Source organism: Metabacillus arenae (genome assembly GCF_014773385.1).
Taxonomy (GTDB): domain Bacteria; phylum Bacillota; class Bacilli; order Bacillales; family Bacillaceae; genus Metabacillus_D; species Metabacillus_D arenae.
In genome coordinates this window covers 1-22,931 of sequence record NZ_JACXAI010000028.1, presented here as the reverse complement: position 1 = coordinate 22,931, position 22,931 = coordinate 1, and the positions used below count along the sequence as shown (strand labels likewise).

The 22,931-nt window shown below is 37.9% G+C and carries 21 protein-coding genes and 1 pseudogene; 15 read left to right on the top strand and 7 right to left on the bottom strand.

From position 1 onward, the window contains the following. Positions 1-182 precede the first annotated feature (182 nt). Positions 183-491: a hypothetical protein gene (locus IC621_RS18975; RefSeq protein ID WP_191160359.1), complete on the bottom strand. Its 309-nt coding sequence runs from the start codon at positions 489-491 to the stop codon at positions 183-185. Between the two features lie 202 nt (positions 492-693). Next, positions 694-1,515 carry an MBL fold metallo-hydrolase gene (locus tag IC621_RS18970; protein WP_191160357.1) on the bottom strand — a complete coding sequence of 274 codons (822 nt, stop codon included), beginning with the start codon at positions 1,513-1,515 and terminating at the stop codon, positions 694-696. A gap of 299 nt (positions 1,516-1,814) precedes the next feature. On the opposite strand from IC621_RS18970, the gene IC621_RS18965 reads away from it, so the two are divergent. From IC621_RS18965 to abc-f, 4 genes are all read left to right on the top strand, one after another. Continuing rightward, on the top strand, positions 1,815-3,401 hold the full coding sequence (locus IC621_RS18965) for a peptide chain release factor 3 (protein ID WP_191160355.1): 1,587 nt from the start codon (positions 1,815-1,817) through the stop codon (positions 3,399-3,401). An 811-nt stretch (positions 3,402-4,212) separates the two neighbouring features. Then, positions 4,213-5,553: a Na+/H+ antiporter NhaC family protein gene (locus IC621_RS18960; RefSeq protein WP_191160365.1), complete on the top strand. Its 1,341-nt coding sequence runs from the start codon at positions 4,213-4,215 to the stop codon at positions 5,551-5,553. A gap of 50 nt (positions 5,554-5,603) precedes the next feature. Further along, the gene (locus IC621_RS27070; protein ID WP_318153088.1) at positions 5,604-5,735 is read left to right on the top strand and encodes an RAxF-45 family protein; all 132 of its coding nucleotides are present in this window, start codon (positions 5,604-5,606) and stop codon (positions 5,733-5,735) included. Positions 5,736-6,065: 330 nt separating this feature from the next. After that, positions 6,066-7,961, top strand: coding sequence for a ribosomal protection-like ABC-F family protein (abc-f, locus tag IC621_RS18955; RefSeq protein WP_191160353.1), 1,896 nt, complete (start codon positions 6,066-6,068; stop codon positions 7,959-7,961). 351 nt (positions 7,962-8,312) lie between these two features. Here abc-f and IC621_RS18950 read toward each other — a convergent pair. Then, positions 8,313-8,441, bottom strand: a pseudogene (locus IC621_RS18950) (class I SAM-dependent methyltransferase); the annotation flags it as partial. Between the two features lie 107 nt (positions 8,442-8,548). On the opposite strand from IC621_RS18950, the gene IC621_RS18945 reads away from it, so the two are divergent. The 6 genes from IC621_RS18945 to IC621_RS18920 all read left to right on the top strand — a co-directional run bounded on the left by IC621_RS18945 (position 8,549) and on the right by IC621_RS18920 (position 14,938). Next, positions 8,549-9,373, top strand: coding sequence for an alpha/beta fold hydrolase (locus IC621_RS18945; RefSeq protein ID WP_191160350.1), 825 nt, complete (start codon positions 8,549-8,551; stop codon positions 9,371-9,373). A gap of 241 nt (positions 9,374-9,614) precedes the next feature. Further along, entirely contained in the window at positions 9,615-11,009 is a 1,395-nt protein-coding gene (locus tag IC621_RS18940; protein WP_318153087.1) for an L-cystine transporter, read from the top strand. Positions 11,010-11,397: 388 nt separating this feature from the next. Continuing rightward, entirely contained in the window at positions 11,398-11,973 is a 576-nt protein-coding gene (locus IC621_RS18935; protein ID WP_191160348.1) for an NAD(P)H-dependent oxidoreductase, read from the top strand. 282 nt (positions 11,974-12,255) lie between these two features. Further along, positions 12,256-13,572 carry an amidohydrolase family protein gene (locus IC621_RS18930; RefSeq protein ID WP_224752644.1) on the top strand — a complete coding sequence of 439 codons (1,317 nt, stop codon included), beginning with the start codon at positions 12,256-12,258 and terminating at the stop codon, positions 13,570-13,572. A gap of 214 nt (positions 13,573-13,786) precedes the next feature. Beyond that, positions 13,787-14,368: a class D sortase gene (locus IC621_RS18925; RefSeq protein WP_191160346.1), complete on the top strand. Its 582-nt coding sequence runs from the start codon at positions 13,787-13,789 to the stop codon at positions 14,366-14,368. Between the two features lie 147 nt (positions 14,369-14,515). Further along, entirely contained in the window at positions 14,516-14,938 is a 423-nt protein-coding gene (locus IC621_RS18920) for a GNAT family N-acetyltransferase (RefSeq protein WP_191160344.1), read from the top strand. A 47-nt stretch (positions 14,939-14,985) separates the two neighbouring features. Here the strand turns inward: IC621_RS18920 and IC621_RS18915 are convergent, their stop codons facing one another. Next, a complete protein-coding gene (locus IC621_RS18915) occupies positions 14,986-15,879 on the bottom strand; it encodes an RluA family pseudouridine synthase (protein ID WP_191160342.1) in 894 nt (297 codons plus the stop codon). Between the two features lie 167 nt (positions 15,880-16,046). Here IC621_RS18915 and IC621_RS18910 point away from each other — a divergent pair, with 167 nt between their 5' ends. Further along, the gene (locus tag IC621_RS18910; protein ID WP_191160340.1) at positions 16,047-16,448 is read left to right on the top strand and encodes a DUF5365 family protein; all 402 of its coding nucleotides are present in this window, start codon (positions 16,047-16,049) and stop codon (positions 16,446-16,448) included. Positions 16,449-16,481: 33 nt separating this feature from the next. On the opposite strand, the gene IC621_RS18905 is transcribed toward IC621_RS18910, so the two are convergent. Both IC621_RS18905 and IC621_RS18900 read right to left on the bottom strand, forming a co-directional pair. Next, positions 16,482-16,961: a thioredoxin family protein gene (locus tag IC621_RS18905; RefSeq protein WP_191160339.1), complete on the bottom strand. Its 480-nt coding sequence runs from the start codon at positions 16,959-16,961 to the stop codon at positions 16,482-16,484. A 7-nt stretch (positions 16,962-16,968) separates the two neighbouring features. Beyond that, positions 16,969-17,394 (bottom strand): disulfide formation protein C, encoded by a 426-nt coding sequence (locus IC621_RS18900; protein WP_191160337.1) that lies wholly within the window; start codon positions 17,392-17,394, stop codon positions 16,969-16,971. Positions 17,395-17,674: 280 nt separating this feature from the next. Between IC621_RS18900 and IC621_RS18895 the strand changes: the two genes are divergently transcribed. Beyond that, entirely contained in the window at positions 17,675-18,676 is a 1,002-nt protein-coding gene (locus IC621_RS18895; protein ID WP_191160335.1) for a LacI family DNA-binding transcriptional regulator, read from the top strand. 110 nt (positions 18,677-18,786) lie between these two features. On the opposite strand, the gene IC621_RS18890 is transcribed toward IC621_RS18895, so the two are convergent. Further along, a complete protein-coding gene (locus tag IC621_RS18890) occupies positions 18,787-19,383 on the bottom strand; it encodes a TetR/AcrR family transcriptional regulator (protein ID WP_191160333.1) in 597 nt (198 codons plus the stop codon). 170 nt (positions 19,384-19,553) lie between these two features. Here IC621_RS18890 and IC621_RS18885 point away from each other — a divergent pair, with 170 nt between their 5' ends. The 3 genes from IC621_RS18885 (at position 19,554) to IC621_RS18875 (ending at position 22,472) form a co-directional block, all read left to right on the top strand. Further along, positions 19,554-19,958, top strand: a complete 405-nt coding sequence (locus IC621_RS18885) for a CBS domain-containing protein (RefSeq protein WP_396653068.1) — start codon at positions 19,554-19,556, stop codon at positions 19,956-19,958. Positions 19,959-20,171: 213 nt separating this feature from the next. Continuing rightward, positions 20,172-21,710, top strand: coding sequence for a bifunctional GNAT family N-acetyltransferase/carbon-nitrogen hydrolase family protein (locus tag IC621_RS18880; protein WP_191160329.1), 1,539 nt, complete (start codon positions 20,172-20,174; stop codon positions 21,708-21,710). 213 nt (positions 21,711-21,923) lie between these two features. After that, positions 21,924-22,472, top strand: coding sequence for a glycerol-3-phosphate responsive antiterminator (locus IC621_RS18875; RefSeq protein ID WP_191160327.1), 549 nt, complete (start codon positions 21,924-21,926; stop codon positions 22,470-22,472). Positions 22,473-22,931 lie beyond the last annotated feature (459 nt).

Genomic DNA, 22,931 nt, shown 5'->3' with positions numbered 1-22,931 from the left:
AGAATTGTAATTTTCGCTCATAGAGGTTGGGAATTCGCGCATAGAGTTCACAATATCGCTCATAGAGCCCTTGAATTCGCTCATAGAAAGGAGAACCGCACATAGAATTGTATTTTCGCTCATAGAGGATGAGAATTCGCGCATAGAACGCACAATATCGCTCATAGAGCCCTTGAATTCGCTCATAGAAAGGAGAACGCACAAAGAATTGTATTTTCGCTCATAGAGGATGAGAATTCGCGCATAGAACTCCCAATATCGCTCATAGAGTCCTTGAATTCGCTCATAGAAGGAGAACCGCACATAGAATTGTAATTTTCGCTCATAGAGGTTGGGAATTCGCGCATAGAACTCCCAATATCGCTCATAGAGTCCTTGAATTCGCTCATAGAAGGAGAACCGCACATAGAATTGTAATTTTCGCTCATAGAGGTTGGGAATTCGCGCATAGAGTTCACAATATCGCTCATAGAGCCCTTGAATTCGCTCATAGAAAGGAGAACGCACAAAGAATTGTGATTATCGCGAATAAAATACAAAAATTCGTCCTAGGACCTCATATTTTCTTGGGAGTCAAGTTTTAGCGCTGAGTGTCCAAATCCTATTCCGAAATAAATTGTAATCCTAAAAAAAGATAAATAAACAAAAAGTGCCCATTTTTCTATTTATAGAAACAGGCACTTTTCGGTTAGGCTACTTCGTATTTTTTTCTGGTAAGGCGATTTCGTCAAAATCTCTAACAAGCCTTAATAGCTCTTGCTGGAGTTCATTGCCGCACATTGGAATCCCGTGTCCCGTAATAGCCGTCTGTGGATTCAATTGTTGTAAGACTTTGACTGATTGGAATGCAAGGTCCCAGTCGACTGTAAAGTATTTTGGCGGGCCGCTGATTTCTTGCTTTTGAGTTATCACTTTATAGAGTGACTCTTGTTTTACAGTCACAAATGCATCTCCTGCAATAAGCGCTCGATCGGTTTCTCTGAAGAATGAAACGTGACCGGGAGTGTGTCCAGGTGTGTACACCCATTTCCATTCAGGCATCCCGGGTATAGAGCCATCGGCAGGTAAAGGCTGTAAATGTGAAGAGATATTAATTCCCTTATGCGGAAAAAAGACCGACATTTCTGTTACGAGACCGCCATCAACTGAAGGGTCTGGCGGCGGATAGTCAGCTTCACCGTTTAAGTAGGGGATTTCCATGTCATGGGCATAAACAGGTACATCCCAAATTTCTAAAAGCTCCTCCAATGCTCCCACATGGTCAAAGTGTCCGTGAGTAAGTAAAATAGCTTCTGGTTTAACGTGTTTTCCGTAATGTTTTTTGGCAGCTTCAACAATAACATCAGCCGATTGAGGCATCCCTGCATCAACTAATACAAAGCCAGTTTTCGTTGTGACAAATACAATATTCACAATTTGTATAGGAAGGCAATATAGACCTTTTCCAACATCTCTTCCTATTTTGCTTGTCACAGATGTGACTGGGATATATGAATCTTCAACTTCTTTATCCATGTGAGTATTCCTCCTTTTACCATAGTGGTACTCTTTTAGTTTGGCTTACAGTCTTGCCTCTTATGAAAAGAAGCATTGAGAGTTAACTGCTTTTTTCTTTCAATAAGTTCCCTTGTTCGAAAATTGATTTGAAATATACATAAGCACTCCTTACTTGGTTGATTTCTGTTTAATTTCGCGATTTATCCTTTTTTCAATTAACGAACAACATTTTCGTTCAATCGAAATTTCCTTTTATAAGCAAACACTGTTAAAATAATAATATTTGAATGATAAAAACTTTAGCGAGGAATTATACTATGACAATAGATCAAGAAATTGCAAAACGAAGAACTTTTGCTATCATCTCCCATCCGGATGCAGGGAAAACAACGTTAACAGAGAAGCTGCTCCTTTTCGGAAATGTGATTCGTTCGGCAGGTACGGTAAAAGGAAAGAAATCTGGAAAGTTTGCTGCATCTGACTGGATGGAAATTGAGAAAAAACGGGGAATCTCTGTTACTTCAAGTGTCATGAGCTTTCCTTATAAGGATTTTCATGCCAATATTTTAGATACACCTGGACATGAGGATTTTAGTGAGGATACGTATCGTACTCTTACGGCAGTTGATAGTGTTGTGATGATTATTGATGCGACAAAAGGGGTTGAGCCGCAAACGATTAAGCTCTTCAAGGTTTGCCGGATGAGAGGGATCCCGATCTTTACGTTTATGAATAAAATGGACCGCGAAGGCCGTGATCCATTAGAGCTTTTATCTGAAATTGAAGAGGTGCTTGGGATTGAATCCTATCCAATGAATTGGCCAGTCGGAATGGGAAAAGGCTTTTTAGGTTTGTATAATCGTTTTGGTCAGGAGTTTGTGAAGTTCAATGGAAATGAAGACGAAGAATATATTCCATTTGCGGAATTAGATCATCACCCGGAAATCTCTGAAGATTCGACTTTTAAAAGTACGAAGGAAGAGATCGAGCTATTAGAGGAAGCAGGCAATGAGTTTGATGCCCAGCGAGTGAAAAAAGGGGAACTTACACCTGTATTCTTTGGAAGTGCCCTTGCTAATTTCGGTGTCAAAGCCTTTTTTGATACATTTTTAAATTTTGCTGTACCACCTCAGCCTAGAAAGACAGAAAAGGGCTATATTGAACCAAATTCTGAGACTTTTTCTGGATACATTTTTAAAATCCAAGCAAACATGAATCCAGCACATAGAGACCGAATTGCTTTCCTTCGGGTCTGTTCTGGTAAGTTTGAGCGTGGAATGAGTGTAAATGTCAGCAGGACAAATAAATCCATTAAATTAAATCAAACTCAAGCATTTATGGCACGTGACCGTGAAACAGTAGATGTCGCTTACCCAGGTGACATTATCGGGATATATGATCCAAATATTTATCAGATTGGTGACACTCTTGTTGAAGGAAAGGAAAACTATTCTTATAAAGAGCTTCCGCAGTTCCCGCCTGAATTGTTTAGAAAGGTCCGTGTGAAAAATGTCATGAAGGCAAAGCAATTTAGAAAGGGAATCGAACAGCTTGTCCAAGAGGGAGCCATTCAGCTTTTCCGCCAGGATTCTACTGACGACATGATCTTAGGTGCTGTCGGTCACTTGCAATTTGAAGTGTTTGAATATCGGATGAAAGCCGAATATAATGTTGAAGTTGAATTTGTGTCATTAGGTGACCGCATACCACGGTGGATTAAAAACGATAAGTTTGAAAAACGCTACTTTGATTCTCGAAGCATGTTGGTTCGCGACCGGAATGAGAACTATGCCATTCTTTTTGAAAATGATTTTACCTATCGTTATTTTAGAGATAATAATAAAGAAATTGAGTTAATTGACTTGCTTGAAGAAAATGAATATCAAGGATTTTCTGCTTCATAATATAAAGTTTCTTTTTATAGAATTTTGCTTCTATTAAATATAAGAGACCTTTTAATAAAAGAAAAGCAAACAGCAACTCGCCGATTGCTGCTAGTGCCATATCTGACCTCTCACCTCAAGAGGTACCTTAATTTTCAAGAGTGACCTAAGAGTATGATTCCCAAATTCGGTTCAAAATCCAAAAAAGGGCATCAGATGACACAGTTTAAAAGGAACAAAGTTTGCCAAATAAAACCGGCACCTGAAATTGGTGCTGGTTTTTGACTTCCTATCACAATTTTCGCATATCAATTCACCTTCAGATGTAAGGACTTACGAATCATGACAGATCCTTCGTTCTTAATGCTGAAATGCATCGAGGAATTTTAAAGGACCCAGATTTGTTTTTCAGAAGGAGGTACTGTTGAAGCAGTTCATGCTTTAGAGAAGCATGAATTACAAGCAGCTGTTTAGAAGCAATGGATCAATGAAAAAAAGTCCAAAACTTTAGGTAATTATTAAGTTTTTTAAATAGAAAAAATGACCAGTATTCCTTGAAAATAATTGAGTGTACATGAACGTGATTTATTCTAAAAAACTATTTGACTTTTATTATTAACGCATTTAAAGTGATAGAAGGCTAAATAGCAGATAACAAAATAACCTTCTTATCAATAGAGATGTACGATTGGCCCAGTGAGACCACGTCAGCGGACTCTAGCTGAGTGATGTGCCAAATCCAGTGTAGATGAAAAGAGCGGTTCTTACTTATTAAGACTACTTTTCTTTTTAATGAAAGGGGTCTTTTTATTTATGATTGATAAGGTATGAAATTTTTGTTACTGTCGTTTTCTTTGGAGGTGTCAAATTGAAAAAGGGAAATCCATGGGCGCTATTGCCTTTAATTATATTTTTGGGACTATTTTTAGGTTCAGGAATTATCACGGGTGATTTTTATAAAATGCCGATTCTTGTTGCTGTTATCATAGCAGCGGCAGCAGCACTTTTGATGAACCGGAAAGATAAATTAACCATTAAAATTGAACGGTTTGCTAAAGGTTCAGGTCATATCGACATTATGATTATGGTCTTTATTTTTATGTTGGCAGGTGCCTTCTCGGAAACCGCAAGCGGAATGGGTGCTGTTGAATCAACAGTGAACTTAGCTTTGTCTGTCCTGCCCCAAAGCTTGCTTGTAGTTGGATTATTTATTATTGCAGCTTTTGTTTCATTGTCTATGGGAACTTCGACAGGGACGATTGCCGCATTAGCTCCTATCTCTGTTGGGATTAGCAGTGAAACTGAACTATCAGCTGTTCTTTGCGTGGCAGCAGTTGTCGGCGGCTCTATGTTTGGCGATAATCTTTCCATTATTTCCGATACGACAATCGCAGCAGTACGGACACAAGGAACAGAAATGAAGGATAAGTTTAAAGTGAACTTCTTAATCGTTCTTCCTGCAGCGGTTATTACAAGCATTATTTTATTTGCTTTAACACTTGGCGGGCAGTCAGAGATTACAATTGAAGCTTACAACTGGGTTAAAATTTTGCCTTATTTAGGTGTATTAATTGCTGCTTTGCTCGGCCTGAATGTACTTATGGTTCTAGCAGGCGGAACCTTGCTAGCAGGGATTATCGGCTTGGCTGACGGCAGCTACACGCTGCCTGGCTTTTTACAAAGCGTGACTGAAGGAATTATGGGAATGGCCGAGCTTGTCATATTAACCATAATTATTGGCGGCATGGTTGAACTGATTCGATATAATGGCGGAATCGATTGGCTGCTCCACAATATGACTCGTAATATGAAAACGAAAAAAGGAGCCGAGCTTGGAATTGCCGGTTTAGTAAGCGCCACTAACCTTTCTACTGCTAACAATACCATTTCCATAATTGCAGCTGGGCCGCTTGCTAAAAATATTGCGGAGAAATATAAAATCGATTCACGAAAATCCGCCAGTTTGCTGGATATCTTCTCATGCAGTGTGCAGGGCATTATTCCTTATGGTGCGCAGGTGCTTGCAGCAGCCCAAATTGCAAAGGTATCTCCTATCAGCCTTGTTCCTTATTCAATTTATCCGATTTTGCTGGCTGTTTGCGGAATCATAGCCATTTTCATTGATTTTCCAAAGCTAAAGGCAAGAAATAACAAATCACTTGAAAACAGCTAATCATTTTTTTATAATATAACTAACTATTTGACTGAAGGAGGTGGAAAGAGATGAATCAATCTGTTGTATTGCGTGCGCAAATGTTAGATTTTATCTATCTTTGCCGTGCAATTTTTCATGTTGTGGTTGTTAACGGGATACGTATGCCCTTTTATAACAACTGCATAATGACTTCAGATTGATAAGAGGTCTCTTATACCGCCAAACCAAAAATCGGAAGATAGTTTGCTTATAAGGGAGAGCTCTAGGGCTCTCTTTTTGTATAAAAACTATTTCCTTTGATGCAGGTTCCCTGCATCCATTTCCAAAGCTTTGTTTTTAGGCCGTAGGTAAGAGTCTATCTTACTTATGGTCTTTTTTATTTTGTTGTTTAAGAAAAAATAGTTGCTACGATCTCAAGAGGTGAGATGTGAGACTAGAAATAAAACGGAGATACACCGATTTCCTATATTTAACTTCTCTTCTATGTTTCTTAGAACAGATTTATTTATCTAAATTCAGGAGGAAATACCATGATGATAACTTCAGTTACAAATATAAGTAAAATGTTTGGGGGCAATTTGGTCTTTGAAAATTTGAGTTTTGAAATTTATGAGCAGGAGCGAATTGGACTTGTTGGCAGAAACGGCAGTGGGAAAACCACAATTTTTCAATTGCTTTCAGGGATCGAACAGCCGGATAGCGGAGAAATTCATTTTAAAAAAGGTCTAAAATCAGGCTACCTCTCGCAAATCCCAAAGTTTCCAAGGGGTACAAAAGTGATAGATGTATTAATGAAGGCTTTTGAAGAGGCTGTGCTTTTAAAAGAGAAAATGAGTGTCCTTGAGGAAAAAATGGCTTGTTCACCTGATGAAAAAGAATTAAATGCTGTTATGAAGCAATATGGTGAAATTCAAGAGCGGTTTTCTTATATTGGGGGGTATGAAGTAGAAGCTGAAGTACAAAAGGTTGTGAATGGTCTCCAGCTTTGCCATCTTCAAAATAGAGAGTTTGCTTCTTTAAGCGGAGGGGAGCAGACAAAGGTTTGTTTAGGAATGATCCTGCTCAAAAAACCAGATTTGCTCATGCTTGATGAACCAACAAATCACCTTGATATAGATGCTGCCCAGTGGCTTGAGGAGTTCTTGAGAAATTATCAAGGAACCGTAATTGTTATCTCGCATGACCGCTATTTTCTTGATGAGGTGGTGACAAAAATTTTTGATTTAGAGGATGGAGAGCTTTCTATATATCATGGCTCCTATACTATTTTTACAAAGGAAAAAGAAGAACGGTTAATGAAAGAGTTTCAAGATTATCAAGAACAACAAAAGAAGATAAAGAAAATTAAAGAAGCGATAAAGAGGCTAAAAGAATGGGCTAATCGGGCAAATCCTCCAAATGAAGGACTTCATAGAAGAGCCAGAAATATGGAGCGTGCGTTAGAAAGAATGGAGAAGCTGAAACGACCTGTCATAGAAAGAAAAAAGATGGGATTGGAGTTTGATCCATCCGGCCGAAGTGGAAAAGACGTTTTAGTATTAGAAGATGTATCATTAAAGTTCGGAAACCATCTTTTATTCGAACGAATCAATACACTCCTTCGTTATCAGGACCGAACTGCAATCGTCGGGAAGAATGGAACCGGTAAAACGAGTCTTATTAAACTGATCTTAGAAGAACTAGAGCCTTCAAGCGGAAATGTTAAGGTCGGAAGTAATGTGAAATTCGGCTATTTGTCTCAGCATGTAAAAGCAGGCTGGTCAAACCAAACTGTAATAGAAGTGTTTAGAGAGGAAGTTCCAATAACTGAAGGAGAATCGCGGCATATTTTAGCCAAATTTCTCTTTTATGGACCAAATGTGTTTAAAAAGGTGGAATCACTAAGCGGGGGAGAACGAATGCGCCTTCGCTTGGCCCAATTAATGCATCAAGAGATTAACTTTTTAATCTTAGATGAGCCGACCAATCATTTGGATATAGAATCTCGGGAAGTACTTGAAGAAGCGTTACAGGAATTTTCAGGGACTATTCTAGCCGTTTCACATGACAGATATTTCTTGAACAAGCTTTTTCCCAAAACATGGTGGTTATCTAATCAAACGATAGCCAGTTTCGAAGGGAATTACAATTGGGCAAAAGATAAATGGCTTGAAAAGAACAGAAATCAGCCTTCCTCATCACGATTAAAAATTTCTGCAAACAAACCTTTGACAAAAACACAAAAAAACACGGATGATAAAAATAGGCTAGATATTGAAGAATTAGAAGCTCTTCTAGAAAAAGATGAAACCAAAATTATCCAATTAGAAAAGATGATGGAGGAAACGACCGAAATAACAAAATTGCAGAACCTTCACGAAGAGAAACTCAATAGTGAAGAGAAAGTGAAGAAGCTATATAATCAGCTGGAAGAAATGATAGAGTAGTCGAAGAGGTTTTTAGTATGCTCCCAAGATAGGTAATAAAGTAACAGATGTATGGTTGTCGAAATTCAGGATAAGAAGGTTAAGATTATAACAGGAGTAGATATATCAGAATAGCAGTTTAAAGCCGAGTTAAATAAGAAAAGCGCAAGCGCCTTGGTCAGCCTAGGGCAAGCATAAGACGCAAATGAAATGAAGGTGTTCTTTACCTTCAATTCATTTGTGGCTTATGACATTGAGGGGCTAGGCGCTGGAGCTAGACACGAAAAAAACTTATGCTTTCTTATCTTTAAATAATAAACAACCTCCCAATCCTTAGTGATAGATTGGGAGGCAAGTCTTTTATTAGAAATATTATTTTTTTATAGCATGGATATAATGAATCGTTTCGAATGCAGACAAATAATCCGTCCGATTGCTAAAGAAAAGGTCATTTATCGCAGCTGGTGATAAATATTCATAAATTAGTAAACCTGGACATTCTCGTTCGAAAAATCCGTAATGATAATTTTTTTCAAGATTCGAGTTATATAGTAAATGAATTAGGGAAAACGACAAAGATACAGTAACTACAAAAGTTAGGTGATACTATGAAGTCTAAAAAAAGGCTTTTGATTGGACTTGCTCTTATGCTGACAATAGCTCTACTATTCTTTATCACGAAAAATAAACAATCTACGGCTTCCTATGAGATCAATAAGACCCCGACACTTTTTATCCACGGCTATACGGGAACTGAAAGAAGCTTTAAAGGAATGATCAGCCGATTTGAGAATAAGGAAGATGGTGCTAAACGAATTTTAACCTGCTATGCTTCGAAAGCAGAAGTAATGTGTCAGCCAAATGGAAAAACGAATGTTGAAAAACCGCTTATTCAAGTCATTTTTAATGAGAGTGACCTTTCCGTTGAAGCTACATCACAGGTATTTGCTCAAGTTATGAATACTTTAAAAACAGAGTATGAGATCGAAAACGTCAATATTGTCGCTCATTCGATGGGTGGTTTAGTTTCAGCAAAATATATTGAGGATTATGCAGGTCTTCCTAAAGTGAAAAAGCTGGTAACGATCGGGACACCCTTTCACGGAATTAGAAAGTATGATTTTCACCAGCGTTTTGGACAAGCAAACGCCCCTGATTTGTATGAAAATTCAATGGCAACAAAGGATTTATTAAGTGATAGGCAGAGCTTTGATTCACACATAAAAGTTTTGGCGATAGCGGGTAAACTTTCTAAACATGGTGGAGATGGACTTGTAACGGTGAGAAGTGCGACAGGGATAAAGGACATCATAAAGGATGAGAATTATTCAGAAAAAATTATCAAGGATGAACGTTCATCACACAGCGGTTTACATGAGCATGAAGAGGTAGACAAGTATGTGAGTGAGTTTGTTTGGCAGGCTTCAAAGTAAATGGCAAATGAACCTGGAGTCAAATGATCTCACTCTTAACTGGCAGCTTTAGGGGAACCAAAAAGATAGGTGTGAAAAGTTTCAAATTGTATTTTTTCCTTTCGTTAAAAAAGGCAAAGCAAAATAATTTTCATACAAAAGAATATGCTATATAATACGAGAGAAGTAAAATTCCAACTAGACTTATAGGGTTAATTGTATTATCATTTTTAAGTCGATTATGTAAAGGGAGGGAAAGACTGTGACAACTACTTTTGTCATTTTAAATTGTGCTGTTTTGCTTCTTGTTATTATTGGTTTGTATATTATGCAAAAGAAACATATTTCTTTTTCGAAGCGCGTGTTTACAGCATTAGGAATAGGGATTATTTTAGGGTTTATTTTGCAATTTGCTTATGGAGCTGATTCTGAAATTGTCACAACGACAACGGATTGGTTCAATATAGTCGGAAACGGTTATGTGAAGTTCTTGCAGATGATCGTTATGCCGCTTGTTTTTATTTCGATCTTATCGGCATTTACACGTTTGAAGCTTTCTTCAAATATAGGAAAGATCAGTGTACTGATTATCGGGATCCTTCTAGGTACAACTGCAGTTGCAGCAGTAGTCGGAATTGCGACTTCTTTTGCATTTAACCTTGAAGCTGTCCAAATTGAACAAGGTGAAGCTGAGCTTGAACGAGCAGCCCAGCTGGAGGAGCAGCAAGGCGGAATAGAAGGGCAAACGCTGCCTCAGCAAATAGTTGAACTACTGCCAGCTAACCCATTTTTAGATTTTACCGGGGCGAGACCAACTTCAACAATTGCTGTTGTAATCTTCGCAGCATTTATTGGTATGGCTTACCTTGGAGTAAAACGGAAACAGCCTGAGCAGGCTGAATGGTTTTCTAAATTTGTTGAAGCCATTTACGCCATTGTAATGCGCGCGGTAACACTTATCCTTCGTTTAACTCCATACGGGGTATTGGCAATTATGGCGAGAACGGTCGCAACAAGTGACCTTGGGGCAATTTTAAGTCTAGGAAAGTTTGTTGTAGCATCTTATGTGGCCTTAATCGTCATGTTCCTCATTCATATGCTTTTATTAACTCTCACAGGTTTAAATCCTGTGACCTATTTGAAAAAGGCATTCCCGGTCCTGACATTTGCATTTACAGCAAGATCAAGCGCTGGTGCTTTGCCTTTAAATATTAAAACTCAAAAAAGTCTGGGAGTTCCAGATGGAATAGCGAACTTTGCTGGTTCTTTTGGTTTATCCATCGGCCAAAATGGCTGTGCAGGCATTTACCCGGCTATGCTAGCGATTATGATTGCTCCTACCATGAATATTAATCCACTATCACCATCATTCCTTGCTTCAGTCGTCGTCATTGTGGCAATCAGTTCTTTTGGTGTCGCAGGAGTAGGCGGCGGAGCAACATTTGCTGCTTTACTTGTCCTATCAGCATTGAACTTGCCAGTAGGCTTAGCAGGTTTATTAATTTCTATAGAACCATTAATTGACATGGGCCGTACAGCAGTAAACGTAAGCGGGAGTATGACATCAGGAATCATCACAAGTAAATTAACCAAGGAGATCGACGTAAACGCCTATAATGACCGTTCAAATCAAATTGAGGCGGAAGCTCATATTTAAAATATACTTCATGCAACCTTGTCTTTTTATGGCAAGGTTGTTTTTTATGTATGCAAAATTTTTATGTTCAACAAAGGATTACAATGAATGCAAACTGAATGCACAAAAGTATGGTGAGTTCATTCCTTTGTACAATTGAGTGCAAATAATTGGTTGACTGCGAAAATATTTTGATGAGAGTGCAATTAATTGGATAACGGTGCAATTATTTCGCTGTAGGTGCAATTTTCTAGTTATCGGTGTAATGAATCTGTTTACCTTACAAAAGCATCAAATTAAAGAAAAGCTTCGCCTATCAGCTAAGCGTTTCTTTAGTAAGTGCAAAAAACGAATAATCTATTCTTCCCAATCTCATACTATTTTTATGAAGTAAGAGCGGAGGAGCAGGATGAAAAATCTAATTATTTATGCGCATCCTAATGAGACCAGTTTTAATGAATCAATTAAACAATGTGCATTGACTTCCCTGCAAAAAAATGGCGAAGTGAGACTGCGAGATCTATATGCTAATCAATTTAATCCGATATTAAAAAATGATTATTATAATTCTTTTGCTCCAACCGATATGCCTGATGAATTAATAGCTGAGCAAGCTGAAATTACTTGGGCAGATAATCTAGTCTTTATTTTTCCGACATGGTGGGCAGGGATGCCTGCTATATTAAAAGGTTATTTTGATCGTGTGTTTACAAATGGCTTTGCCTTCCGAATGAGTGATAACAAAATGGAGGGACTACTTAAAAACAAAAAAGCAGTTATCCTGCAAACTACTGGTTTGTCAGCAGAAAGTATGAAGCCAAATCAGTTGGTTACTTCTATGAAAACTATTCTGACAGTAGGGATTTTTGATCCTTGCGGAATCGAAATTCTCACGCACAAATTTCTTTATTCTGTCCCTTATATAGACAACGAAGCGCGCCGGGAAATGTTAATGGAAGTTGAAGACGTGTTGGCTATTTTTTAGAAATCAATAAGATATATATGAAGCCAGTGGTTTAACTTTGGCTTCTTTTTTCTATTTGAACGACTATTAAGAGAAAAGGATGCCGGCCTTGTTGAATATTAAAAAGCTGCAATCTCTTAGTAGAGACCCTTAAATGTTTAACCATTTAATAAATTATTTCATTTGCTGACGCGGCTCCTATAACCCTTTTTTAGTTTAATGTCAATTGTAGTCTTGATGTCATAAAGATAAGTGAGGTAGAGTTATGGTAATTCTATACATCAAAATATATGGGGGGATTTCATGAAAACGGCATATCAACACGCTGATTTTTTTACAATGAATAGGGATAATCAAATCTTTGTGAATGGCATGATGATCGTGGAGGATCAAATCATCTCCTATATCGGTCCATATTCTGCAGATTTGCTGGAGGAAGCAGATCAAGTTGTGGATCTTGGCGGGAAATGGGTTCTGCCTGGTCTTGTAAATACCCATTCCCATGTTTTGATGACAATTTTACGTGGCATCGGGGATGACATGTTGCTGAAGTCTTGGCTTGAAACTAAAATTTGGCCTATTGAAGCCAAATTCACATCTGAAATTGCAACGGTTAGTGCCCAGCTTGGTATATTAGAAATGTTAAAATCGGGAACAACTACATTCTCAGATATGTTTAATCCTAATGGAATAGATGCAGACGCTGCGATGGAAGTGATTGGAGAAACGGGTATTCGAGGTGCTTTTTCTTACTCGATTTTCAGTTTTGGTACAGAAAAAGAACAAAAAGCGAATCTTTTGGGAGCTGAAAAGTTTTCAAAGACTTATAAATCGTTTGCAGATGGCCGTCTTACTACTATGGTAGCACCCCATAGTCCGTATACCTGTACACCTGAAACGCTGGTTGAAAGCGCGCGAATTGCTATTGAAAATGCTTTAATGGTTCATATTCATGTTTCCGAAACGGACTTTGAAGTCTCGGACATCAAAAATCGTTATGGGGTTCGTCCTGTAGAGCACCTTCGTCGTTTAGGTCTTTTTGATCAGCCAACTGTGATGGCTCATGGTGTGGTCTTAAATGATGAAGAACGGGCAATACTCAAGCAATATGATGTAAGAGTTGCCCATAATCCGATCAGCAATTTGAAGCTTGGATCAGGAATAGCAGACGTTGTCAGTCTTCTAGATACTGGAATTAAAGTAGGGATAGCAACAGACAGCGTTGCCTCCAATAATAACTTCGATATGATTAAGGAAACGAGAACTGCTGCATTGCTGCAAAAAGGCGTCTATAAGGATGCAACTAAATTCTCCGCACAAACTGCACTGCACTTAGCCACGCGAGGTGGGGCAGAGGCAATTGGAATGAGCCATACGGGTTCTCTGGAAACAGCCAAAAAGGCAGATTTTATTACCATTTATCCTTTTGATAAAGCACATTTACAACCACTTAGTGAAGCCTATTCCCATTTGCTTTATGCAGCAAGTGGACACGATGTATGCGATGTGTACATTGACGGCAAGTTGATTGTGAAGGACGGCAGCTGCTTAACAATTGATGAAGAAAAGGTGATTGCCGAAGTTAACCGTCTGCAGGCTAATCTTTCGCGGGTAGATTGAACCAACCGTACCATACGATTTCCTTAAAAATTTATATAGCCTTTAAGAAATTAACTGATATAAGATCATGTATATAAAGAAACCATTCAAGATCAAAGATTTCTATTCATACGATCCCATTCCTTAGAATCACAAAAAATTTGAGATGGTTTTTATGCCAACCAATGACAATAAATGGTACAATAAAGATATCTTTTGACAGGAAGTGTGAACAATGAAAAAACTAGCCCTGCTCATTATTTTAATAGGATTAGCTTTATCAGGTTACGGAGGATGGCAGTTGTTCGAGACGAATCTAAAGACAAATGAAGCCTTGCAGGAGGCGAAAGAAGCTATTAGTTCACCGGAGGTTGCCAAGGCTACTTCAAAATTAGAAGAGGGCGAACGATATGAGCCTGCTGTCGGCGATGCTGTGGGAATCCTGGAAATACCAAGATTAGAGGCCGAATTACCTATAGTTGAAGGAACTGATCCAAATGATCTGGAAAAGGGAGTTGGGCACTATAAAGGCAGCTATTATCCAGATGAAAATGGACAAATTGTTCTATCAGGGCATCGTGATACCGTTTTTAGAAGAACCGGCGAATTGGAAATTGGCGATTCGATCAAGATCCTCTTGCCTTATGGTGATTATGAATATGAGATTACTTCCACAAAAATTGTAAAAGCAGATGATACTAGTATCATTACTCTTCAAAATAATGCAGAAGAATTAGTTTTGACTACATGCTACCCATTTAGCTTTGTTGGAGATGCGCCAGAAAGATATATTATATATGCCAAGAGAACAAATTGAGACGATGTGCACTAAAAAACAGATTGTCGGGCGTGCTTTTACATATAATGTTATTTTTTTAAAATCGCCCCCCATTTAAAATGCTTTGGAGTGGAATTTTATATACAGAGAGAGGTATAAAAGTTCTAATTGTGCAGGGGGATATTTATGGAAATTAAAGAGCTGCTAAGAATGGAAGAGTTCAATGAAGCATATAGAGTAATGAACCAGCTTCGCATTGACTTATCATTAAAAAAATATACAGAACTGCTTGAACAGATGAGAAAAGAAGGCTATCGTTTGTTTGCTGTTGTTGAGGATGGAGAAATCCGAGCGCTTGCTGGAATTATTCAGATGACTACTTTCTATTACGGCAATCATCTTTATGTATATGATCTAATTACTGATGAAGATGCAAGATCAAAGGGCTATGGTGAAAGACTTCTTTCATTTGTCCATGAGCTTGGAAGAGACTTAGGCTGCCAGCGGGTTGTCTTATCCTCAGGAAAACAACGCATAGATGCACACCGGTTTTATGAAGAGAAAATGGGCTATGACCGAGTAAGCTATGTATTTACAAAAAATTTGTAAAGCGACCCAAATTGGTCGCTTTTAATATGGTTTCGAAATTTACTTGATCATTTTACGAACTTACTCATATCCTCTGGGAAAGGTGCAGCTATATCTAGCTTCTCTTTAGTCAGAGGATGACTGAAACGAACAAAAGCTGCATGCAATGCCTGCCTTTCCATAAGTAAGCTGCTCCCGCCATATAAAGCATCACCGATTATGGGGTGGCCAATAGAACTCATATGGACCCTAATTTGATGAGTTCGACCAGTATCTAATTGGAGCTGGACAATTGAAATGTCTTCTTTTTGAAAATAATCAAGCGTTTCATATCGGGTAACTGCTTTTTGGCCTGATTTAGACACTCGCCTTTTTGTGGCATGATGGCGGTCACGTCCAATGGCAGCTGCAATAACATCTTTTTTCTTTTTAACTCTTCCCTTTACAAGCGCCGTATAGGTCCTCTTGATCTCCCTTTTTTCTAAATGGCTGTCAAGAATTGACTGGGACAATGCGTGTTTTGCAAAAATGACCGCCCCTGTTGTGTCCCGATCAAGCCGGTGGATATGGCGGGTCTTTAGCGACTCCCCAGCTGACTGATAATAGAAAGCAAGTCCATTTGCAAGTGTACCCGTTTGTTTCGGTTTATTAGGATGAGTATTTACTCCTGCCTGCTTATTCAAAATGATTAGATGATCATCCTCAAATAAAATCTCAATTTCCATCCTTTGGGGTACAACGTCTTGTTCCTTTTCTTTAAAAAGATCTAATGAAATCCTGTCGCCTTTTTGTAAAAATGGGTTATTTGCTTCAAATCGATCATTTACCCGCACTTTTTCTTCTTTAACCCATTTTTGTATAAAACCCTTGGAAGCCTTGATTTCGGTAAGTAAAAAGTGATTTAATCTTATAGATTCTTCCAGTTTGTATATAAACTCAAGCCATTTTCCTTTTCTTCTCACTTCCATCCTCCTTTTTTATATAGTTATTTGTGTGAGAATTTGGCTTTTTCGCCATCAATTCTCCTCTCTGAGCAACCTGCTGTAGAAAGGAAACACTTACCTCCCCAATGATCTAATTCCCTGTGATATTCTAAAAAAGAACTTAGATGTAGTTAGGGTGGTTAATAGTGAAAATAGTTGTTGCTGCAACAGAAGAACAAGAGAGACATATAGAAGAACTTGTGGAACAAATGTATACTGAGATCTTTCCGGTATATTTTTCAGATGAGAAGATAGCAGAATTTGATAATTTGCAGATTTTGAAACCAACAACATCAGATACTTATTATAATGGCACAATGACGAGTGCATTTAAAATTATGTCCAGTTTGCAAGCTTTAATTGCTTTGCTTGAAAATGCAGAAGATAAGGACGAAAAAGAATACAAGGAAATGTTTGAGAGAAACATTGATATTTTACAAAAATATGGATATAATTTTCCACTAACATTAAATCATTTTTTTCATCCAACATTTCAAGAAGAGGTGATAAGTAAGTACGGGAAAGCCGCTAATAAATGGATTATTTAAGACAACTATATGTAAATGATGAAAGGACGCGGATTAGGCGTCCTTTTCTTTCCATTTTGATAATAAATCTTCAAATGTTTCGGCGTCCTGTGTGCCGACAATGCGATCCACTTCTTTTCCATTTTCATAAAAGACAAGTGTTGGTGTCTCTTCAATTTGGTGTTCTTCCCAGCCTTGTTCATATTCAAGCAAATTATATTGGTTAATTTCTACCCCTTGTTCTTCAGCTGCAGGCATTAAAATAGGAGTCGTTTCTTTACAATGCGGGCATGTTGGGCTGAAAAAATAGGTGACAAATGTCTCTTTATCCTCTATTTTTTGTTTCATTTCATCAGGCATAATGAGGCTTTGATAGTTTGGATCATCTAATTGTTTTATTGTTTCTGGATGTAAGGAATCTTTATCATAAGGATTATCGCCGGATACTTGCTGCTTTTGCTGCATTTGAGTGACGACAGCTAAACCACCTAATAAGACAACAATAATCGCTGCAAAAATAATCACTTTCTTCATTTGATCATCAACCTCTCGAATTTCTTATTAAAAGGAAACTTGCTGCAAAAATCACAATAAATGCTGTTAGAGCCAGAAATGGAATGGTAATAAAGCCTAGCCAATTGATGTACTCACCAGTGCATGGAACTTGACCGCATGAAATAGAATTCTGACCTAGGAACGGCACTTTCTGAATCCCATAATGATAAAGGGATATAAGTGCTCCGATTCCTGATAAAACTAGTGAATACCAGGCTATCGTGTAATCCTTTTTATAAATGGCCATTCCTAAAAGGATGACTAAGGGATACATAAAAATCCGCTGATACCAGCATAAAGTACAAGGAACATATTTCATGATTTCTGAAAAATAAAGGCTTCCAAGTGCAGCAACAAAGGAAGCAGCCCAAGCTAAAAATAATAAGTTTTCATTCTTTTTGCTTTCTGTCATCTAATCGCCTCTCAACCTTCTCTGCGTATCACTTAAGATTATAGTGCCCAACCGCAAATAAGTAAAATAAAAGCAAATGAAAGTATGAAAATGAGCTGAAATTGTTTTTACTTTGGTAAACTTGTTCAAACAAAAAGATCGGTGAATCTTTGCCCGCTGTTTTAGATTAGTGTGGGCTAATTAAGTAACCCTTTGCCTTGAAGTGTACCATTCCATATTTGACTTCTCTTTTAAAATTAAGTTACAATTGCGTAAACGTTTACGGGAAAGGATGAGCATAATGAAGCCGACAATTAAAGATGTTGCAAAACATGCAGGTGTTTCGGTTGCTACTGTTTCCCGAATCGTAAACGGTCTGTCAGGATATTCAAATGAAACTCGAGATCACGTTTTGAAAATTATAAAAGAACTGGGTTATAAACCGAATGAGGTTGCCAGAAATTTAGTTAATCGCAAAACAAATACGATTGGAGTACTTGTTCCTAAGCTGTCAAGCAGCTTTTCTGCTCGATTGCTGCAAGGGATAGAACGGGTTTCTCACCAAAATCAATACACCGTATTTGTTTGTAATACAGATTCCAGCGGCACAAGAACACTTGAATATTTGAAGCTTTTAAGTGAAAAACAAGTAGAAGGAATCGTATTTGCAAGTAAATATTTGACAAACGAATATTATGAGGCGATTTCTTCTTTACAAATCCCGACGGTTATTGTTTCCTCTTTTTCAAAGCGAAAAGAGCTTCCCTTTTTAAAGGTAAACGATGAAGAAGCAGCCTATGCCGCAACAGAATATCTAATCAAGAAAGGCCATCAAAGGGTTGCTATGATATCAGGTCCTAAAAAGGATCTTATTGCAGGTTTGCCTAGAATAATTGGTTATCATAGGGCTCTATCAGACCATCATTTTGATCTGGATGAAAATTTGATGGCATATGGAGATTTCACATACACAAGCGGCTATCGAGCAATCGAGCAGCTTTTAAAGAAAGACCCAAATGTGACAGCAGTTTTTGCAGCAAGTGATGAAATGGCTTTAGGGGTTATTTCTTATTGTTACGAAAAAGGCATTCGCATACCCGATCAGCTATCTGTGATTGGCTATGACGATACAGAATTAGCCCAAATGTCAACACCGCCTTTAACGACTGTGCATCAGCCAATTCAAAAAATGGGAGAGAAGGCAGTCGAAACGTTAATCAAAATGGGGAAGGGTGAAAAGGTTGAAAGCAGGTTCCTGCCTTTTTCCATTATCGAAAGATTGTCCACAAGAACCATTCGGTAAGAAAAATGCAAGGAACTAGTTTTTGGCGCTAAGTATAGACTGGATATTCCGTCAAAAGGCTGTTCAATAAACTTTGATTTATGGATGCTTTCAATTAAAAAAGGCGGTTCTTATTTTTCTTTTCCGATTAACCCATAAAAAAATAAATTCAGCATATCTGTTGTTTTCTTATTGATATCCTCTGAATTCAACATAAATTCTGAGTGTTTGGCTGCTTCATTCATAAACATATTAAAAAAGAACATCACGTTTTCAAAAGAAAGATCCGCCCGTATAAATCCTTCTTTCTTCCCGAGATCCACCAGCTTTTGAAAAAATGGATTTGACCTTGTACGGTTAACAGTCTCAACAAGCTCTTTGATCTCCCCCTGCTGCGAAATAAGATATTGTAAAAACTCTGTGCTGTATTTATTTGCGAAATATATTTTTTGCTCGAATATCTTTTTGATTTTCCCCTCAAAAGAGATATTTTCTGCTAATAATGCATCATAATAATCCATTTGCTCCTCCAAAAGATATCGAACAACATCCACCACTAATGCCTCCTTGCTGCCAAAATAATTGTAAATTGTGACCTGGGACACATTAGCTTTTTCAGCTATTTCATGGATGTTAACCTTTTGAATTCCGTAATGTGCAAAAAGCTCTAGGGATGCTATACGTATCTGCTTCATTTTTGCTTGTTTTCTTCTTTCAAAACCATTCATGCCTTCACCTCTTTCTAGCGTATTTTTTCCTATCCTAATCGAATTTATGAAATGAATCAATTAATTAATTTCAAAATAGACCGGTATAAATTGCTACAATAAAATATCCAGATCAAGTTCATACTATTAATCGAAAGGAGTGGAAGATATTGAATACAATTCGTGAATGCATGTCACAAAATGTAGCAACAGTTTCTTCGAATCAAACGGTTAAGGAAGCAGCAGCTTTAATGAGTCAATACAACGTAGGGTCGATTCCTGTTGTTGATAATGGACAAATTAAGGGGATCATCACAGACCGTGATATAACACTTCGTTCAACAGCACAAGGACAAGATGGGAACATACCAGTTTCTTCTGTCATGTCATCAAATATTATTTCTGGAAGTCCGGATATGAGCCTTGAGGAAGCTTCCCAGCTAATGGCACAAAATCAAATCCGCCGATTACCAGTTATCGAAAATAACCAAATTGTCGGCATGGTAGCATTAGGGGACCTATCCACTAACCAAATGTCAGATGTTGCAGCTGGTCACGCTCTTTCAAATATTTCCCAGCCGAACAAAACAACTTAATGTTGTACCACCAGGTACTACTTAGAGTACCAGGAACCCAAGGTACCAGGAACCATAGGTACCTGGTACTCATTATTAAAGGATGCAGATAACACAATCTGCTCCTTTTCTTTTGTCTACACGAAAAAAATCGTTATAATAAATGGGGAAGATTATATAATTTGAATTATTAATCAGCAAGTAGAGACAGCCGCGAAGAGAGGATGAATGGGTTTGTCAGGTAAATTAGATCTTTCAAAATTTGAAAAAAAAATGATGATCCGCAATATTGACCATAAAGATATCGACAAAATCATTGATCTGCAGAGATTTTGCTTTCCAGGCATGGAGCCGTGGAAAAGGGAGCATCTTGAAAGTCATTTGGAACAATTTCCTGAGGGGCAGTTTTGCGCAGAGCTTGAAGGAGAAATTATTGGTTCATGCTCGAGTCTGATTGTTAACTTTGATGAATATGATGATCGTCATACATGGGATGACATTACAGATAAAGGATACATAACAAACCACAATCCTGAAGGCTATAATCTTTATGGAATTGAGGTCATGGTTCACCCTGAATATCGAAGAATGAAAATTGGCCATCGTCTTTATGAAGCCCGAAAGGATTTAGCAAGAAGGCTTGATTTAAAAAGTATTATTATCGGCGGACGCATTCCTAATTACCATAAGCACGCAGCCGAATTATCACCAAGAGAGTATGTACAAGAGGTCATGCTCCATAAAATTTATGATCCGGTTTTATCCTTTCAGCTTTTAAATGGATTTTCGCTGATGCGAATTAATCCAAATTATTTACCGGATGATCAGGCTTCAAATAAATATGCGACTTTAATGGAATGGAACAATGTTGATTATCAACCGAATACGAAGCGTTTTTATAAAACGGCCTTCCCTGTAAGGATTTGTGTTATTCAATATATGATGAAACAAATCAACTCGTTTGAGGAATTTGCTAATCAAGTCGAATATTATACGGACGTAGCATCAGATGCTGGAGCAGACTTTGCCGTTTTTCCTGAAATTTTTACAACACAGCTCATGTCATTCCTGAACGAACAAATTCCAAGCAAGGCTGTCAAACGCTTAACTGAATTCACGGAAGACTACATCAGCCTTTTTACAGACTTAGCTGTTAAATACAATGTGAACATTATTGGCGGATCGCACTTTGTTGAGGAAGATGAAAATGTTTATAATATTGCCTACTTATTCAGGAGAGACGGTACTATTGAAAAACAATACAAGCTGCACATCACACCTAATGAACGAAAATGGTGGGGAATCAGCCGTGGAGATACAGTCCGCGTGTTTGATACCGATTGCGGGAAAATTGCCATCCAAATTTGTTATGACATTGAATTTCCGGAGCTGGCCAGAATTGCTACCCAAAAAGGAGCGAAAATCATCTTTACCCCGTTTTGTACGGAAGACCGCCAGGGATATCTGCGCGTACGTTACTGTGCCCAAGCTCGCGCCGTTGAAAATCAAATCTATACGGTGATATCTGGTACAGTTGGAAATCTTCCACAAACTGAAAACATGGACATTCAATATGCCCAATCTGCTATTTTTGCTCCGTCTGATTTTGAATTTGCAAGGGACGGAATTGTGGGCGAATGTAACCCGAATATCGAAATGGTCGTCATTGGCGATGTTGACCTCGAAATCTTAAGAAGACAGCGCCAAGATGGAACCGTCCGCCAATTGAAGGATCGCAGACCTGATATTTATGAAGTAAAGTATAAGAAATAACATTGAAGGGGATAAAGACTAATTTACGTCTTTGTCTTTTGTATTCGTTGTGTCAAAAAAGGCTTTCTATCCGCGATATTACTTTTTAGCCGTGGAAAAAATAATGCTGCTATTAATGAAAAAATGAACTACAATTTTTTGGAAAGAAGCTTGTCATTAATAACAGAATTATAGTACATTTTAACAAAAAGGTTTACTTGAAAGGAGAAGACAATGCCTTTTAAAAATCAAAAAATACTTCCTGCAGTTCGAAATATGAAGCAATTTGATCGATTTCTAGAAAGCAATTATGAATTCGGTGTATTGCTTGATTTGCACCTTGGGCAATTAAGCAGTGTAGTAAAAACGGCAACAAGAGCGAATAAAAAACTGCTGGTTCATGTAGATTTAATCCAAGGATTAAAGCATGATGAATTTGCAGCTGAATATATATGCCAGGAAATTAAGCCTGCCGGGCTGATTTCTACTCGTTCAAGTGTCATCAATAAAGCAAAACAAAGAGGACTATATGCTATCCAGCGCCTCTTTTTACTAGATAGCAATGCATTTGAAAAAAGTCTTGAGCATATTACGAGAACAAGACCAGATTTTATAGAGGTTCTTCCTGGGCTTGTACCAGCTTTAATTACGGAAGTGAAAGAAAAAACAGGGATACCTATTTTTGCCGGGGGCTTCATTCGTACAAAAGAAGACATCCAAAATGCAATAGATGCCGGAGCAACTGCAGTGACAACATCTGATATGGATTTATGGGCCAAGTAGCATCCCTCTCTACAAAAAACGGTTGACAGCGTTTTCGATACCATTTATGATTAGTGACAAAGTTAATACACGTGATGGAGAATAGGAGATCCACAACATCCTTTACATTTTTGTAAAGCGTTTTGTTGTGGATTTTTTTATCAGATCAGAAATTTTAAATTATATGATTAACTTGATAAAGAGTTTTATCTTTGTCCAGTTCGAGGCGCAATTGCGCCACTGCGAGACAATAGGATTTTCGTGGATACCTGTTTTTGCGACCGTTTGTAGGAGGATCTTTCAGGGCGGTATTTTATGGGAATACTAGATGTGAAGGTTTCGTTGTAAGCGTTGTATTGTTTATAACCCTAATTATTACGTATACTTTAATTTACAAATGCGTGGTCCAACTCCACCGTCTTTAGACGGTATAAGCTTTTAGCCCTCTCTATATGTGTCCATACTTGAAGTGTGAGGTGA

Excerpts from the sequence above, each read along its gene's own strand:
- IC621_RS18905 (WP_191160339.1), bottom strand. The coding sequence starts at position 16,961 with ATGAAGAAAGTGATTATTTTTGCAGCGATTATTGTTGTCTTATTAGGT.
- abc-f (WP_191160353.1), top strand. The coding sequence starts at position 6,066 with ATGATGATAACTTCAGTTACAAATATAAGTAAAATGTTTGGGGGCAAT.
- IC621_RS18890 (WP_191160333.1), bottom strand. The coding sequence starts at position 19,383 with ATGAATGGTTTTGAAAGAAGAAAACAAGCAAAAATGAAGCAGATACGT.
- IC621_RS18885 (WP_396653068.1), top strand. The coding sequence starts at position 19,554 with ATGTCACAAAATGTAGCAACAGTTTCTTCGAATCAAACGGTTAAGGAA.
- IC621_RS18895 (WP_191160335.1), top strand. The coding sequence starts at position 17,675 with ATGAAGCCGACAATTAAAGATGTTGCAAAACATGCAGGTGTTTCGGTT.
- IC621_RS18965 (WP_191160355.1), top strand. The coding sequence starts at position 1,815 with ATGACAATAGATCAAGAAATTGCAAAACGAAGAACTTTTGCTATCATC.
- IC621_RS18935 (WP_191160348.1), top strand. The coding sequence starts at position 11,398 with ATGAAAAATCTAATTATTTATGCGCATCCTAATGAGACCAGTTTTAAT.
- IC621_RS18975 (WP_191160359.1), bottom strand. The coding sequence starts at position 491 with ATGAGCGAATTCAAGGGCTCTATGAGCGATATTGTGAACTCTATGCGC.
- IC621_RS18875 (WP_191160327.1), top strand. The coding sequence starts at position 21,924 with ATGCCTTTTAAAAATCAAAAAATACTTCCTGCAGTTCGAAATATGAAG.
- IC621_RS18920 (WP_191160344.1), top strand. The coding sequence starts at position 14,516 with ATGGAAATTAAAGAGCTGCTAAGAATGGAAGAGTTCAATGAAGCATAT.
- IC621_RS18970 (WP_191160357.1), bottom strand. The coding sequence starts at position 1,515 with ATGGATAAAGAAGTTGAAGATTCATATATCCCAGTCACATCTGTGACA.
- IC621_RS18925 (WP_191160346.1), top strand. The coding sequence starts at position 13,787 with ATGAAAAAACTAGCCCTGCTCATTATTTTAATAGGATTAGCTTTATCA.
- IC621_RS27070 (WP_318153088.1), top strand. The coding sequence starts at position 5,604 with ATGAATCAATCTGTTGTATTGCGTGCGCAAATGTTAGATTTTATCTAT.
- IC621_RS18900 (WP_191160337.1), bottom strand. The coding sequence starts at position 17,394 with ATGACAGAAAGCAAAAAGAATGAAAACTTATTATTTTTAGCTTGGGCT.
- IC621_RS18945 (WP_191160350.1), top strand. The coding sequence starts at position 8,549 with ATGAAGTCTAAAAAAAGGCTTTTGATTGGACTTGCTCTTATGCTGACA.
- IC621_RS18930 (WP_224752644.1), top strand. The coding sequence starts at position 12,256 with ATGAAAACGGCATATCAACACGCTGATTTTTTTACAATGAATAGGGAT.